Source organism: Streptomyces sparsogenes, from assembly GCF_001704635.1.
Lineage (GTDB): Bacteria > Actinomycetota > Actinomycetes > Streptomycetales > Streptomycetaceae > Streptomyces > Streptomyces sparsogenes.
This window is the reverse complement of the sequence record NZ_MAXF01000202.1, coordinates 1-15590: the sequence shown is the minus strand read 5'-3', so window position 1 is coordinate 15590 and position 15590 is coordinate 1. Positions and strand designations below refer to the sequence as shown.

General features: G+C 74.3%; 4 protein-coding genes. All 4 read left to right on the top strand.

Annotation, left to right across the window (positions count from 1 at the left end; translation table 11 throughout):
* A partial coding sequence (locus BBH68_RS36465) for an SDR family NAD(P)-dependent oxidoreductase (protein WP_141713134.1) occupies positions 1 to 4474 on the top strand: 4474 nt, incomplete at its 5' end.
* A 16-nt stretch (positions 4475 to 4490) separates the two neighbouring features.
* Complete coding sequence (locus BBH68_RS36460; RefSeq protein ID WP_065968174.1) at positions 4491 to 8150, top strand: beta-ketoacyl synthase N-terminal-like domain-containing protein; 3660 nt, start codon at positions 4491 to 4493, stop codon at positions 8148 to 8150.
* Positions 8151 to 8219: 69 nt separating this feature from the next.
* Positions 8220 to 14294, top strand: a complete 6075-nt coding sequence (locus BBH68_RS36455) for a non-ribosomal peptide synthetase (RefSeq protein WP_065968173.1) — start codon at positions 8220 to 8222, stop codon at positions 14292 to 14294.
* The coding region (locus BBH68_RS36450) for an acyltransferase domain-containing protein (RefSeq protein WP_245738479.1) at positions 14291 to 15590 on the top strand (1300 nt) is incomplete at its 3' end. The genes BBH68_RS36455 and BBH68_RS36450, both read left to right, overlap by 4 nt.

Here is a 15590-nt window from a genome sequence, read left to right as displayed (position 1 = left end):
CACCACGGCCCTCCTCCCGGCCGAGCCGGCCACCACGGCCCTCCTCCCGGCCGAGCCGGCCACCACGGCCCCCCTCCCGGCCGACCCGGCCGCGCAGGCGCGGGACGGCCATCCGCTGCTGACGTCGTCCGTGCCGCTCGCCGGCGGAGGGGCGGTGTTCAGCGGCGAGGTGTCGCTGGCCTCCCACCCCTGGATCGCCGACCACGCGGTGTCCGGCACGGTGCTCTTCCCCGGCACGGCCTTCGTCGACATGGCGCTGCACGCCGGGCGGGACCTGGGCTGCGGGCGGCTGGACGAGCTGACCCTCCAGGCCCCGCTGGTCCTGACCGAGCGCGGCTCGGCACGGCTCCAGGTGACCGTCGGGGCGCCCGACGCCACGGGTGGCCGCCCGGTGGAGGTGTACTCACGGGCGGAGGAGGAGCCGTCGGGCGAGGCGGCGGAGCGGCCGTGGACACGGCACGCCAGTGGTCTGCTGGGGGTCGGAGAGCCGGAGACGGGGCCCGATCTGACCGCGTGGCCGCCCGCCGGCGCGGAGCCGGTGCCGGTGGACGGCTACTACCGGGCGATGGCCGACGCCGGATACGCCTACGGCCCGGCGTTCAGCGGGTTGCGCGCGGTCTGGAAGCGCGGCGACGAGGTGTTCGCCGAGGCCGCGATCGACGACGCTCCGGACGCCGCCCGCTACGGTCTGCACCCCGCCCTGCTGGACTCGGCCCTGCACGCGATGGGCTTCGGCGGCTTCGTACGCGACGGCGGCGGACTGCTGCCCTTCTCCTGGTCCGGGATGCGGCTGTTCGGGCGCGGGGCCGCCGCGGTGCGGGTGCGGCTCACGGCGGCCGGTACCGACGCGGTCTCGGCCGAGGTCGCCGACAGCGCGGGGCGGCCGGTGGCCGCACTGGACTCGCTGGTGCTGCGCCCCGTCTCGGGCGAACACCCGGCGTCCGGCGAACGTGCCGCCACCGGCACCAGCACCAGCACCGCCACCGGCGCCGCCGGCACGGCCGCACCGCACGACTCGCTGTTCCGGCTGGACTGGACCGCGCTCGCGCTCGCCGAGGCGACCGGGCGGGACGGCGCCTGGTCCCTGCCGGGCCCGGACGACCTTCGGCTGGGGGCCGCCCTGCGCCGCGCCGGCGCCACGGTGTCCGAGGACGCGGCCGACGTGGCGCTGGTGTCGCTGGCCACCGAGGAGCGGCCCGCGGACCAGGCGGACCCGGCGGACCAGGCGGACCAGGCGGCCGGGATCCGGGCCGCCACCGCGCGCGCCCTCGGCCTGGTGCAGGGCTGGCTCGCGGACGAGGCGCAGGCCGCGGCGCGGCTGGTGGTGGTGACCCGGGGAGCGGTGGCCGTCCGTGTCGGCGAGGACATCACGGACCTGGTGCACGCCCCGGTCTGGGGGCTGCTGCGTACGGCACAGGCGGAGAACCCGGACCGGCTGCTGCTGGTCGACCTGGACGGTGACGAGGCGTCGGTGGCCGCGCTGCCGGGGGCGGTGGCGGCCGCGGTGGCGGCCGGCGAGTCGCAGCTCGCGCTGCGCGGGGGAGCGGCGCTGGTGCCCCGGCTGGCCCCGGTCGGCTCGGACGGCACGCTGGTGCCGCCCCCGGGCGGCGGCGCGTGGCGGCTGGACACCACGGGCGCGGGCACCCTGGAGAACCTGGCGCTGCTGCCCTGGCCCGCCGCCGACGCGCCGCTGACCCCGGGGCAGGTACGGATCGAGGTGCGCGCGGCCGGGCTGAACTTCCGCGATGTGCTGGGCGCGCTCGGCATGTACCCGGGGGAGCTGACGCTCGGCGCGGAGGGCGCCGGACTGGTCCTCGAGGTCGGCCCCGGGGTGACCGGGCTGGCGGTCGGGGACCGGGTGATGGGGCTGTTCCCGAGCGGCCTGGGCCCGGTGTGTGTGGCCGACGCCCACACGGTGGTCAGGATGCCCGCCGGATGGTCCTTCGAGGAGGCCGCGACGGTCCCGGTCGCCTTCGTCACCGCGTACTACGGCCTGTTCGACATGGGCGCGCTGAGCGCCGGTGAGTCGGTGCTGGTCCACGCCGCCGCGGGCGGGGTGGGCATGGCCGCCGTGCAACTGGCCCGGCACGTGGGCGCGGAGGTGTTCGCCACCGCGAGCGAGGGCAAGTGGGACACCGTACGGGCGCTGGGAGTGCCCGACGACCACCTCGCCTCCTCCCGTGACCTGGGCTTCGAGGCCGGGTTCCGGGCCCGCACCGAGGGCCGCGGGATGGACGTCGTACTGAACTCGCTCGCGCGCGAGTTCGTCGACGCCTCGCTGCGGCTGCTGCCGCGCGGCGGCCGGTTCGTGGAGATGGGCAAGACCGACATCCGTGACGCCCAGCAGGTCGCGACCCGGCACTTCGGGGTCCGCTACCGGGCGTTCGACGTGGTCGACGCCGGGCCGCAGCGGATCGGGGAGATCCTCGCCGAGATCGTGGACCTGTTCGAGCAGGGGGTGCTGGAGCTGCTGCCCAGGATCACCTGGGACCTGCGGCGCGCGCCGGACGCCTTCCGGTTCATGAGCCAGGCGCGGCACGTGGGCAAGATCGTGCTGACCGTGCCCCGGCGCCCCGACCCGTCGCACACGGTGCTGATCACCGGTGGCACCGGCACCCTGGGCGGAATGCTCGCCAGGCACCTGGTGGCCGAACACGGCGCCCGGCACCTGGTCCTCCTCAGCCGGCGCGGACCCGACGCCCCCGGCGCGGCCGAGCTGACCGCGGAACTCACCGCGGCCGGCGCCCGGGTCACGGTGGTGGCCTGCGACGCGGCCGACCGCGACAAGCTGGCCGAGGTGCTCGGCGCCATCCCGGCCGAGCATCCGCTGGGCACCGTCATCCACACCGCGGGCGCGCTCGACGACGGGGTGTTCGACGCGATGACCCCCGACCGGCTGGCCCACGTGCTGCGGCCGAAGGCCGAGGGCGCGCTGAATCTGCACGAGCTGACCCGCGGCACGGACCTGACCCAGTTCGTGTTCCTCTCCGGGGCCGCCGGAGTGCTCGGCAACCCCGGCCAGGCCAACTACGCCGCGGCCAGCTCCTTCCTGGACGCGCTCGCCCACCACCGCAGGGCGCGGGGGCTGCCGGGCGTCTCCATGGCCTACGGCTACTGGGAGCAGGCGACCGGCCTCACCAAGCACCTCACCGAGGGCGACACGGGCCGGATGACCCGGGGCGGTCTGCTGGGGCTCTCCGACGAGCAGGGGCTCGCGCTGTTCGACGTGGCCCGGGGCGCCGACGAGGCGCTGCAGGTTCCCATGCGCATCGACCTGGCCGCGCTGCGGACCCAGGCCGAGTCCGGCACCGGCCACCCCATCCACCGGGCGCTGGTGCGGACCGCGCCGCGGTCGGCGGCCGCCGCGCCGGACACCGGCGGCGGCCTGGACGGGCTCGCGGGTCTGCCCGAGGACGAACAGCGGGCGCGGGTCATGGAGCTGGTGCGCGAGCAGGTGGCGGCCGTGCTGGTGGTCGATCCCGACGACGTCGGGCCCGACACCGGGTTCGTCGAGCTGGGCCTGGACTCGCTCACCGCGGTGGAGCTCCGCAACCGGCTGAGCCGGGCCACCGGGCTGCGGCTGCCGGTCACCCTGGTCTTCGACCACCCGGCGCCCGGCGCGCTCGCGGAGTACCTGCGGCAGCGGCTCACCACGGCCGCCCGCAAGGGCGGCAGGCCCCCGGCCCCGGCACCCACACCGGCCGAGTCACAAGCCCTGGCACCCGCACCGGCCGCGGCACCCGCCACGGCCCCGGCCCCGGCGGTGGCGACACCCGCCCCGACCCCGGCCCCGGTGGTCGCGGCACCCCCGGCTCCCGGCCAGGAGGAGATCCGCCGGCTGCTGCTGGACGGCCAGGACCTGGACCGGCTCGGCGCGGTGCTGGAGTTCGGCTGCCGTGGCGCGGGCGACGCCGCCGCCCTCGCGGAGGCCCACCCGGCCCTGGTGGTCCACGGCGTGACCGGCGACAAGGAACTGGCCGACGGCGCGGACCGGGAGATCGGGGAGCGCGGCCTGCGGGACCGGGCGGCGGTGTTCCACGCGGGCCCCGCCGAACCCTTCCCCGGCCACTACGACCTGGCGTTCGGTATCGACGCCTGCTTCCGGGCCGAGGACAAGCAGGCGCTGTTCGCGAACCTGGACGCCGCCGTCGTGGACGGCGGTCACGTCCTGCTGGCGGACTTCCTGTGCACCCTGAGCGGCGACCTGGTCGACCCCGGGCTCGGAATCAGCGTCCCCACGGCGCGCACCTGGGCCGAGGTGTTCGCCCGGAACCGGCTCGTGGTGGACGAACTCATCCCGCACGACACCCAGGCGCCCGACCCCGACCTGGCCGAGCCGCTGCGCCGGGGCTGGATACGGCACCACCTCTTCCGGCTGCGCAAGGTGACCGCCTCGACCGAGGAGGAACGGCTCCGGCTCAACCGGGCACAACTGGCCGAGACCACCGGGCGTCCGCGCGCCGCGGCGAGCTGAAGGAGATTCAGAGACGATGTCGCCCCACGTCAAGCAGACGCTGTCACAGCTCGCGGCCCGGGTGCTGGACACCTCCCCCGAGCGGGCGGCCGAGGCATCCTTCCAGGAGCTGGGCCTCGGCCTGGTCACGGCCGTGCAGCTGACCGAGGAGATCAACGCCCGGTTCGGCACGGCGCTTCCGACCAGCGCGGTGACCGGGGCGGGCGACCTCGGCCGGCTCGCCGAGCACGTCGAGGCCACCCTCGCCCGGCAGGCCACCCCGCCGGAGGCGGTGGCGGTGATCGGCATGCACTGCCGTACCGCCGGCGCCGCCGACCCCGAGGAGCTGTGGGAGGTGATCAGCAAGGGCCGGGACTGCACCGGCCCGGTCGCCGACCCGGTGGCGCTCTCGCTGTTCCGCGAGCACTTCCCGGACGCGGCGGTGCCCGCCTACGGCGCCATGGCCGAGGCCGAGTGCTTCGACCCGGCGTTCTTCCGGATCTCACCGCGCGAGGCCGCCGCGATGGACGCCGCCCAGCGGGTCCTGCTGGAGTCCTGCTACCACGCGCTGGAGGACGCGGCCCAGGATGCCTCGGCGCTGCGCGGCCGCGCGGTCGCGACCGTCGTCGGCTCCACCGGGCTCGCCCCGCAGTCCGAGTACTCCGCGCACGCGCTGATGGGCTCCGACACCAGCATCATGGCCGCCCGCCTGGCGTACCACCTCGACCTCGCCGGGCCCGCGCTGACCGTGGACACCGCCTGCTCGTCCTCGCTCGTCGCGGTGGACATCGCGCGGCGGCTGCTGCTGTCCGGCGAGGCGGAACTCGCCCTGGCCGCCGGGGTCTACGTGGTCAACCACCCCGGGACCTTCGTCACCATGGAGGCCCTGGGCACCGTGTCACCGCGCCGCACCTGCCGGCCCTTCGACGCGGAGGCCGACGGCATGCTGGTGGGCGACGGCGTCGGGGTGCTGGTGCTCAAGCGCCTGTCCGACGCGGTCCGGGACAACGACCGGATCCTGGGCGTCATCCGGGGCAGCGGCACCAACCAGGACGGCCGGACCTCGGGGATCACCTCCCCCAGCTCCACCGCCCAGAGCGCCCTGCTGCGCGAGGTCTACCGGCGCAGCGGTGTGGACATGGGCCGGCTGCGCTACGTGGAGGCGCACGGCACCGGGACCAGCCTCGGCGACCCCATCGAGGTGCACGGACTGACCGAGGCGTTCGAGGAATTCACCGAGCGCAAGCAGTTCTGCGCGATCGGCTCGATCAAGGCCAACATCGGCCACACGATGGGGGCCGCGGGCGTGCTGGGCGCCATCAAGGTGCTGCTGTGCCTGCGGCACGGAAAGCTCCCCCCGGCGGCCAACTTCCGCGACGAGAACAAGCACGTCGACTTCGCCGACAGCCCGGTCTACGTCAACCGCGAGCCGGCCGACTGGGCCCCGGACGACAACGGCCTCCGACTGGCCGGCGTCAGCTCCTTCGGATACAGCGGCACCAACGCCCACGTGATCATCGAGGAGTACCGCGCCGCCGAGCGCCGCGCCCCGGCCCCGCCCCGGCGGCAGCTCGTACCGCTGTCCGCGAAGACCGCGCCCCAGCTCCGGCGGAAGGCCGGGGCGCTGGCGGCGCGGCTGCGCGACGGGGAGCGGGGCGACGCCGCGGCGCTGCGGGACGTGGCCTACACCCTCCAGGTGGGCCGCGAGGCGTTCCCCGAGCGGCTCGCCGTGTCGGCCGACTCGATGAGTGAACTGATCGAGCGGCTGGAGGCGTTCGCGGGCGGCGCCGACGACGTTCCGGGCACCCACCGGGGGCGGGTCCCCGAGGACCGTACGGGCGGACAGGCCCCGACCGCGGCCGGGCGCGATGTGGACCAGCTCGCCGCGGCCTGGAGCACCGGCGCCGCGGTCGACTGGCCACGGCTGCACACCGGCGCCGCGCCCCGGCGGATCCAGCTGCCCGGCCACCCCTTCGAGCGCGAGGTGTTCCGCCACGCCTGGGCCGACGGCGCCCCCGCCGACGCGCCCGGCCATGACACCGCGCCGCCGCGCCCGACCGCCGGAGCTGTGCCCTCGGTCCTGGCGGAACTCGACGCGGCGGCCGAGGAACACCTGCGGGCCGACCCGTCGGCCGCGGACATCGAAGCGGCGCTCCGCAACGATGTGATGGTCCGCGAGCTGGGCAGGGTCTGCCGCGAGATGCTGTTCGCCTCGCTGCGCCGGATGGAGGTCTTCCAGGCCCCCGGCGAGCGCCACAGCGCGCCCGATCTGATCCGGCGGCTGGGCGTCGTGGACGAGCACACCTCGCTGTTCCGCGCGCTGCTCGGCATCCTCGCCGACCACGGGCTGCTGCGCGCCGAGGGCGAGGAACTGGTCACCACCGACCGGGTCGCCGCCCCCGGGCTGCTGCGCTGGGAGCCGGACCGGCTGGAGGCCCTCAAGACCGAGGTGACCGGCCACTACCCGGAGATGGAGGGCTACTTCCGGCTGCTGACCAACTGCCTGGAGGAGTTCCCCGCCATCCTCACCGGGCGCAGGAAGGCCCACGAAGTCCTCTTCCCCGACGGCTCCTTCGACGCCGTGGAGGCCGTCTACCACAGCGACCAGGACACCAACACCCTGGTGGCCGAGTTGGTCGCCGCGTATGCGCGGGCCCGGTCGGCCCACGACCCGGACGCGCGGGTGTCCGTGCTGGAGATCGGCGCGGGCACCGGCGGCACGACCGCGAAGGTGCTGCCCGCGCTGGACGGCCTCCAGGACCGGGTGCGCTACATGTACACCGACATCTCGCGCAGCTTCACCCTGTACGGGCGCAACCGGTACGCCAAGGACCACCCGTTCCTGAGCTTCCAGCAGCTGGACATCGAGTCCCCGCCGGCCGGGCAGGGCTTCGAGGCGGGCGCCTACGACGTCGTCCTGGCCTGCAATGTGCTGCACGCGACCCGGCGGATCGACGACTCGCTGGCCCACGCCCGGCAGTTGCTGCGCCCGGGCGGGGTGATGATCCTGCTGGAGACCACCCGGGTGCAGGAGTTCTTCACCCTCACCTTCGGTCTGATGGCCGGCTGGTGGGCGTTCCAGGACCACGACCGCAGGCTGCCGGGCTCGCCGCTGCTGAGCGTCGCCATGTGGCGCCAGGCCCTGGAGCGGGGCGGCTTCCGCGCGGTGCGCAGCCTGTCGCTGGCGCCGGTGCGCGAGGACCAGGCGTACCAGGCCGTCGTCCTGGCGGAGAACGAGGGGGCCCTGACGGACACCACCGCCGCCGCCCTCCCGGCGCGGACCCCGGTGGCCGCCCCGGTGGCCGTCCCGGCGGCCCCCGTATCGGCCACCGGCCCCGTACCGCTCACGGAGACCGCCGAGACCGCCGAGACCGCGGAGGTCGCGGAGGTCGCGGAAGCTGCCGAGACCGCCGAGGCCGCCGGAGGCTCGCTCCAGGCCATGGTGGTCGACGCTTGGCGGGAGGTACTGGGCGTCGCCTCGGCATACCCCGAGGACGACTTCCAGGAACTCGGCGGCGACTCGATCCTCGCCACCCAGATCATCTCCCGGCTCAAGAGCGGCTTCCCGATCGAGCTGGACCTGGGCGAGCTGTTCCAGGCCCGCACCCTGGCCGACATGGTCGCCATGCTCGAAGCGGAGCTGATCGAGCGCATCGAAGAACTGCCCGAAGACACCGTCGCCACCTTGCTCGCGTGAGTCGCGGAAAGCCGCGGACAGGCGCGAAAAGCTGAGGAAAGCCGCATATCCCGAAGGAGTTCTCCCGCCATGTCCCCCGAAGACCTCGCCACCACGCGCAAGGCGCAACTGTCCCCGGCGAAGCGGGCGTTGCTGGAGAAGCTGAGCGGCGCCAAGCGGCCGGCGGGTACCGCGCGCACCACCGGCATCCCACGCCGCCCCGACGGTGTCCGTCCGCCGCTCTCCTTCGCCCAGCGCCGGCTGTGGTTCCTCGACCAGATGGTGCCCGACAGCGCCGCGTACAACGTCCCGATGAGCTTCCGGCTGCGCGGGCCGCTGCGCCACGAGGTGCTGCAGCGCGCGGTCGACGAGATCGTCCGCCGGCACGAGTCGCTGCGCACCGTGCTGCCCAGCGAGGACGGCGAGCCCTGGCAGCAGGTCCTGCCGCGGCTCGGCGTGCCGGTCGAGCTGGTGGACCTCGGCGCGGACCCGGGCGCGCTGGACGGCCGGATCGACGAGGCGGCGCGGCGCCCGTTCGACCTGGCCGCGGGGCCGCTGCTGCGGGTCACCCTGTACCGGCTGGAACCCGAGCTGCACGTGGTGCTGCTCAACGCCCACCACATCGTCGTCGACGGGTGGTCGCTCGGCCTGTTCTGGCAGGAGCTGCTGACCCTGTACCACGCCTTCGCGGCCGGGCGCCCGTCCCCGCTGCCCGAGCTGCCGATCCAGTACGCGGACTTCGCCCTCTGGCAGCGGGACCACCTCAGCGGTGACCGGCTCGAGCAGCAGTTGACGTACTGGCGCGAGCAGCTGGGCGAGGGCACGGAGCCGCTGGAGCTGCCCTTCGACCGGCCCCGCCCTCCGGTGCAGACCTTCGAGGGGCGGGACCTCCGGACCGTCTTCCCGGCCTCGCTGCGCACCGAGCTGACCGGGCTGTGCAAGCGGGAGGGGGTCAACCTCTTCACCGTGCTGCTCGGCGCGCTCAACGTCCTGCTGCACCGGTACACCGGGCAGGAGGACATCGCGGTCGGCTCGCCGGTCACCAACCGGACCCGGCTGGACATCGAGCAGTTGATCGGGCTGTTCGTCAACACCCTCGTCTACAAGACCCGGCTGGACGGGGAGCCGGACTTCCGCGAGGTGCTGCGCCGGGTGCAGGACGTGGTGAACGGGGCCCACCAGTACCAGGAGGTCCCCTTCGAGGCGGTCGTGGAGGCCCTCCAGCCGGAGCGCTACCTCAGCCAGAACCCGCTGTTCCAGGTGTCCTTCAGCTTCCTGCCGGCCCGTGATCTCAGCTCCGGGGAGGAGCTGACGGTCGAGGCGATCGAGGGCATCCGCAACGACACCTCCAAGTTCGACCTGTGGATCAGCGTGGTGGACCGCGACCGGGACTTCCTGGTCGAGGTGGAGTACAACTCCGCGGTCTTCGACGAGGCCACCGTCCAGCGGCTGCTCGACGGCTACCAGGTGGTGCTGGAGGCGGTCGCCGCCGACCCGGGGCTGGGCGTCGGGGAGCTGCCGGTCATGCCGGCCGCCGACCGCGAGCGGCTGGAGCGGGCCGGGCGCGGCGCCACCGCACCGGCCGCCACGGCACCGTCCGCCACCGCACCGGCCGCCACGGCACCGTCCGCCACCGCACCAGCCGCCACGACACCGTCCGCCGTGGAGCCGCCGCCCGCCGCGCTGCTGCACGAGCTGTTCCAGGAGCGTACGGCGGAGGCGCCCGGCGCGGTGGCGGTCAGCCACGACGGCGAGCACGTCACCTACCGCGAGCTGGACGGGCGCGCCAACGCGCTCGCGCACCGGCTGCGCGGGCTGGGCGCCCGTCCCGGCACGGTGATCGGGCTGTGCGCCGAGCGGTCCGTGGACCTGCTGGTCGGGATCCTGGGCATCCTGAAGTCCGGGGCCGCCTATCTGCCCATCGCGGCCGACTATCCGCCCGAGCGGATCTCCTATCTGCTGGCCGACAGCTCCGCGCCGATCCTGGTGACCCAGCCGCACCTGGTCGACGGCCTGCCCGAGCACCAGGCCCGGCTGGTGGTGCTCGACGGGGAGAGCGACGAGCACGCCCCCGAGCGGGCGGCCGGTGCCGGCCCGCAGGACCCCGCGTACGTCATCTACACCTCCGGCTCCACCGGAACACCGAAGGGCGTGCTGGTCAGCCACGCCAACGTGGTGCGGCTCTTCTCCGCCACCAAGGAGTGGTTCGGTTTCGGACGCTCGGACACCTGGACGCTCTTCCACGCCTTCACCTTCGACTTCTCGGTGTGGGAGATCTGGGGCGCCCTCGCGCACGGCGGGCGTCTGGTCGTCGTCCCGCACTGGGTGAGCCGCTCCCCGGAGAGCTTCTACGAGCTGCTGCGGGACGAGCGGGTCACGGTGCTCAACCAGACGCCGCTGGCGTTCCGCCACCTGTCGGAGGTGGAGCGGGGCGCCCTGTGCCTGCGGGTGGTCGTGTTCGGCGGCGAGGAACTCGATGTGCGCGGCCTGCGCGACTGGTTCGACCGGCACGGGGACCAGTCACCCCGGCTGGTGAACATGTACGGGATCACCGAGACGACCGTGCACGTCACCTACCGCCCGGTGACCCGCGCGGACGTGGACGCCGCCACCGCGCACAGCCCGATCGGACGGCCCATTCCCGACCTGCGCGTGCGGGTGCTGGACCGCTACGGCCAGCCCGCCCCGGTCGGGGTGCGGGGCGAGATGTACGTGGGCGGGGCCGGGGTGGCCCTGGGGTACCTCAACCGCCCGGAGCTGAACCGGCAGCGCTTCCTGCACGACCCCGACGGCTCCCGCTGGTACCGGAGCGGGGACCTGGCCCGCTGGACGGCCGAGGGGGAGCTGGAGTACCTGGGGCGCGCCGACGACCAGGTGAAGATCCGCGGCCACCGGATCGAACTGGGCGAGATCGAGGCGGCCCTGGCCGAGCACCCGAAGGTCGGGGAAGCGGTGGTGCTCGCTCGGCGGGAGCCCGGGGACACCGGCAACAAGCGCCTGGTCGCCTATGTCGTGCCGGAAGCCCGCAAGGACGGGACCCAGGACGGGACCCAGGACGGAGCCAAGGACGGCGCGGACACCTCCGAGGCCGCCCCCGAGACCGCACCCGAGGCCGCCTCCGAGGGGGCGCCGGCCCGGGGGACGGAGTGGGAGGCCGTCTTCGACCGCGTCTACGGAGAAGGGGAAGAAGAAGGGGAAGAGGCCGCCGGCCCCGACGACTTCAAGATCAGCGGTTGGGACAGCAGCTACCACGGCGGACAGCTCTCCGACGCGGAGATGCACGAGTGGGTCGACACCACCGTCGAGCGCATCCTGGCCCTGCGCCCCCGGCGCGTGCTGGAGATCGGCTGCGGCACCGGCCTGCTGCTCTCCCGGGTCGCCCCGCACTGCGAGGTCTACCACGGCACCGACATCTCGCGAACCGCGCTGGACCATGTGCGCGGCCGGCTTGTGGAGCGCCGGGAGGAGCTGTCCCACGTACGGCTGCACCACGGTGGCGCGGACGACCTCTCCGCCTTCCAGGACCGGCAGTTCGACCTGGTGGTCATCAACTCCGTGGTCCAGTACTTCCCGGACGCCGGCTATCTGCGGGACGTCCTGGGCAAGGCGCTGCGCTGCGTGGACGACGGTGGCACCGTGTTCGTCGGCGATGTGCGCAACCTGGCCCTCCTGGAGGCGTTCCACACGGACGTGGAGCTCCACCAGCCCGGTCCCACGCCGAGCGAGGAGCGGCTGCGCGCACAGGTCCGCCGGCGCATCGCCCAGGACCAGGAGCTGGTGCTGCACCCGGACTTCTTCCGGGCCGTGCAGCAGGGGGAGCCCCGCCTCGCGCGGGTGCGGACCCAGCTGCGGCGCGGTGTGCACGAGAACGAGATGAGCCGGTACCGCTACGACGCGTTCCTGCACGTCGGCGGGGAGGCGGCGGCCCCGGCCGCCCCCGAGGCCAGGATCTCCTGGTCCGACGGGACGCACACCCTCGCCGCGGTCGAGGAGCGGCTGCGCGCCGAGCCCGACCGGGCGCTGGCCGTGCTCGACGTGCCCAACGCCCGGCTGGCCACGGCCGGCGACCAGGGCGTCCAGCCGGAACAGTGGTGGCGGCTGGCCGAACGCCTGGGACGCACCGCGACCGTCGACTGGATGCCGGACCGCGCCGACGGAAGCTACGCGGTCCTGCTCAGCCCCGAGGGCGACGACCGGGACTGGGCCGCCTTCGAGACGGCGGAACCGACGGGCCGGTGGCAGGAGTACGCCACCGACCCCGTGTTCAACCGGTGGGCCCGGGCGGTGGTGCCCGAGCTGCGCGGATACCTCAAGGACCGGCTGCCGGACTACATGCTCCCGGCCGCCTACGTCGCGCTGAAGCAGTACCCCGTCAACGCCAACGGAAAGCTGGACCAGAGCGCGCTGCCGGAGCCGTCGGCCGAGCCGGCCGACGAGTCCGGGGACACCACCGAGCCCCGGACGCCGGCCGAGCGGATCATCGCCGAGGTCTGGACCGAGGTGCTCGGCGTGGGGCCGATCGGCGTGGGCAACAACTTCTTCCGGCTGGGCGGCGACTCCATCCACAGCATTCACGTGGTGGCCAAGGCCCGCGAACGGGGTCTCGAGCTGACCCCGCAGATGATCTTCCAGTACGACACGCTCGCGGAACTCGCGGCGGCGGCCCAAGCGGCCCCCGGGGCGGGCACGCGGGCCGATGCCGACGACGAGCCCGGCGACCGGGACGCCGCCACGGCGCTGGCCGGGCTCCGGGCGGACCCGGACGTCGAGGACGTGTACCCGGTGGCCCCGTTCCAGGAGTGGGCCCTGCGCAAGCTGCGTACCCCGGAGCCGGGGATGTTCCAGGTCCACCGGCTCACCGCGGTGCCCCGGGGAATGGCCGACAAGGACGACTTCCGACGCTTCCTGGAGGCCCAGGCCCGTACCTACCCGGCGATGCGGACCTCCTTCCGGTGGATCGCGCCGGACCGGGCGGTCCAGGTGGTCCACCGTGAGCCGCGGGTCGAGCTGGACTTCGTCGACTGGCGGGCACTGACGCCCACCGAGCAGGACGAGGCCCTCGAACGCCACCTCAAGGCGGACCGGGAACGCGGGATCGAGCCGGAAGAGCCCGGCGCCATACGCTATTTCGTGGCCGACGTCGACGACGACACCTGTGTCATCGTGGTCAGCCTGAGCTATCTGTGCCTGGACGGCTGGAGCTTCGACATCATCGCCAACCAGCTCGACCAGGGCCTGCCCGCGCTCGCCCAGGGCAGGCCGATAGAACTCGACGCGGCCCTGCCCTTCAAGGAGTTCGTGGCCGCGGTGCGCGGCGGCGACCAGCGCGCCGCCGAACGCTACTGGCAGCGGGCCCTGGGCGGTCTGCCGGGGCCGACCCTGCTCTCCGAGCACGTGCCCGGCAACGCCGTCGGCAGCGAGAGCGGATTCGGCCGGCAGTGGACAGCGCTGCCGAAGGAGCTCGCGGCCCGGCTGCGCGAGGTGGCCCGCGAGCACCGGCTGACCCTCAACGTGCTCTTCCAGGCCGGATGGGCGGCCACGGTCGCGGCCTTCGTCGCCCAGGGGCGGGAGCGGGCCGACCTGACCCACGGCGTGCTGTTCACCGGGCGCTCCGGCGGACCCCAGGGGGTGTCCGGCATGGTCGCCCCCACCCTGAACATCCTGCCGCTGCGCACCCGGCTGGACGCCGCCGAGCAGGTCCCGGCGTACCTCGCCCGGGTCAGGGACGAACTGGTCGCCATGAGCGCCTACGAGAACACTCCGATGCACCGGGCGCTGGCCTGGGGCGGACAGCCGGAGGACGCCCTGCCCACCGAGAGCTACCTGGTCTTCCAGAACGTCGGCCTCGACAACTCCGAACGCTTCAGCGCGGCGTACTACATCTCGCGGATGGGCTTCCCGCTGCGGCTGGACGTCTTCCCGACGGAGACGGTCAAGCTGCACATGTCGTACTACCGGGACCGCTTCACGGACGCCACGATCACCCGCCTGATCGGCGCCTTCACCTCGGTGCTCGAAGTCCTCGCGGCCGACCGGCCGCAGGGCGTGCGGGACCTGCTGGCGGCGGCCCTGCGGGGGGCGCCCGCCCCGGACGACCTCCTCGCCTTCCGGGAGGGCGAGTTCGTGGTCAAGGACATCGTCGCGCTGCTGGGCGAGGACCGGTGACGGCACCCACCGGTCCCGGGTCCGCCGCCTCCCCGCCCACCGCCTCCCAGCCCCCCGACTCCCTGTCCACCGGCTCCCGGCCCCCCGACTCCCCGCCCACCGCCTCCCTGCCCACCGTCTTCATGTTCTCGGGCCAGGGGTCCCAGTACCACGGGATGGGCCAGGACCTGTACCGGGCCGAGCCGGTGTTCCGGGAGACGCTCGACCGCCTCGACACCGTCGCCGAGGCGGAACTCGGGGCGTCCGTCCTGGGCCGGATGTACGACCCGGGCCGCGGCCCGTCCGAGCCGTTCGACGACCTGGAGTTCACCCATCCGGCGATCGTCATGGTGCAACTCGCCCTCGCGGACACCCTCGCCGGGTACGGGATCGAACCCGACCTTCTGCTCGGCGCGAGCCTCGGTGAGTTCACCGCCTGCGTGCTGGCGGGCGTGGTGGACCGGGACACCTGTCTGCGGCTGCTGATCCGGCAGGCCAGGGTGGCGCGCGGAGCGCCGGCCGGCGGGATGCTCGCGGTCCTGGGCGACGAGCGGCTGCACCGGGACATCCCCCTGCTGCGCGACCACACCGAGGTCGCCGCCCGCAACTACCCCGGACACCTCGTCCTGTCCGGCCCCGCCGACGCCCTGACCGCCGCCGAGGAACTGCTGCGGGCGCGCGATGTGGCCTGCCACCGGGTGCCCGTCCCGTACGCCTTCCACTCGGCCCTCATGGACGCCGGCGAGCCGGCGTTCCGGGCCACCCTCGCGGAGACGGAGCTGCGCCCGCCGCGGATCCCGATCGTGTCCTGCGCCGCCATGGGCCCGGTCGGCCGGGTGACGGCCGACCACCTGTGGCGGGCGACCAGGGCGCCGATCGAGTTCGCGGCCACGCTGACCGCGCTGGAGCGCGGCGGCCCGTACCGGTACATCGACCTCGGTCCGTCCGGCACCCTGCACAACTTCGTCCGGGCCGGCCTGCCCGCCCACTCGCGGTCGCGCTCCCACGCGTTGCTCAGCCCGCTGAGCCAGGACACCCGCGCGCTGGCCGGGCTGCGCTCCGCCGTGCCCCCGCGCCCCCGCCCCCGCCCCGCCCCCACGCACCCCCAGGAGGGCATCATGAAGGTATACGGATTCCCCGGTCAGGGCAGCCAGGCCAAGGGGATGGGCAAGGACCTCTTCGACGAGTTCCCGGAACAGACCGCGGTGGCGGACGCCGTGCTCGGGTACTCGATCAGGGAGCTGTGCACCCAGGATCCCCGGCGGGAGCTGAAGCTCACCCAGTTCACCCAGCCCGCGCTGTACGTGCGCCCTGACC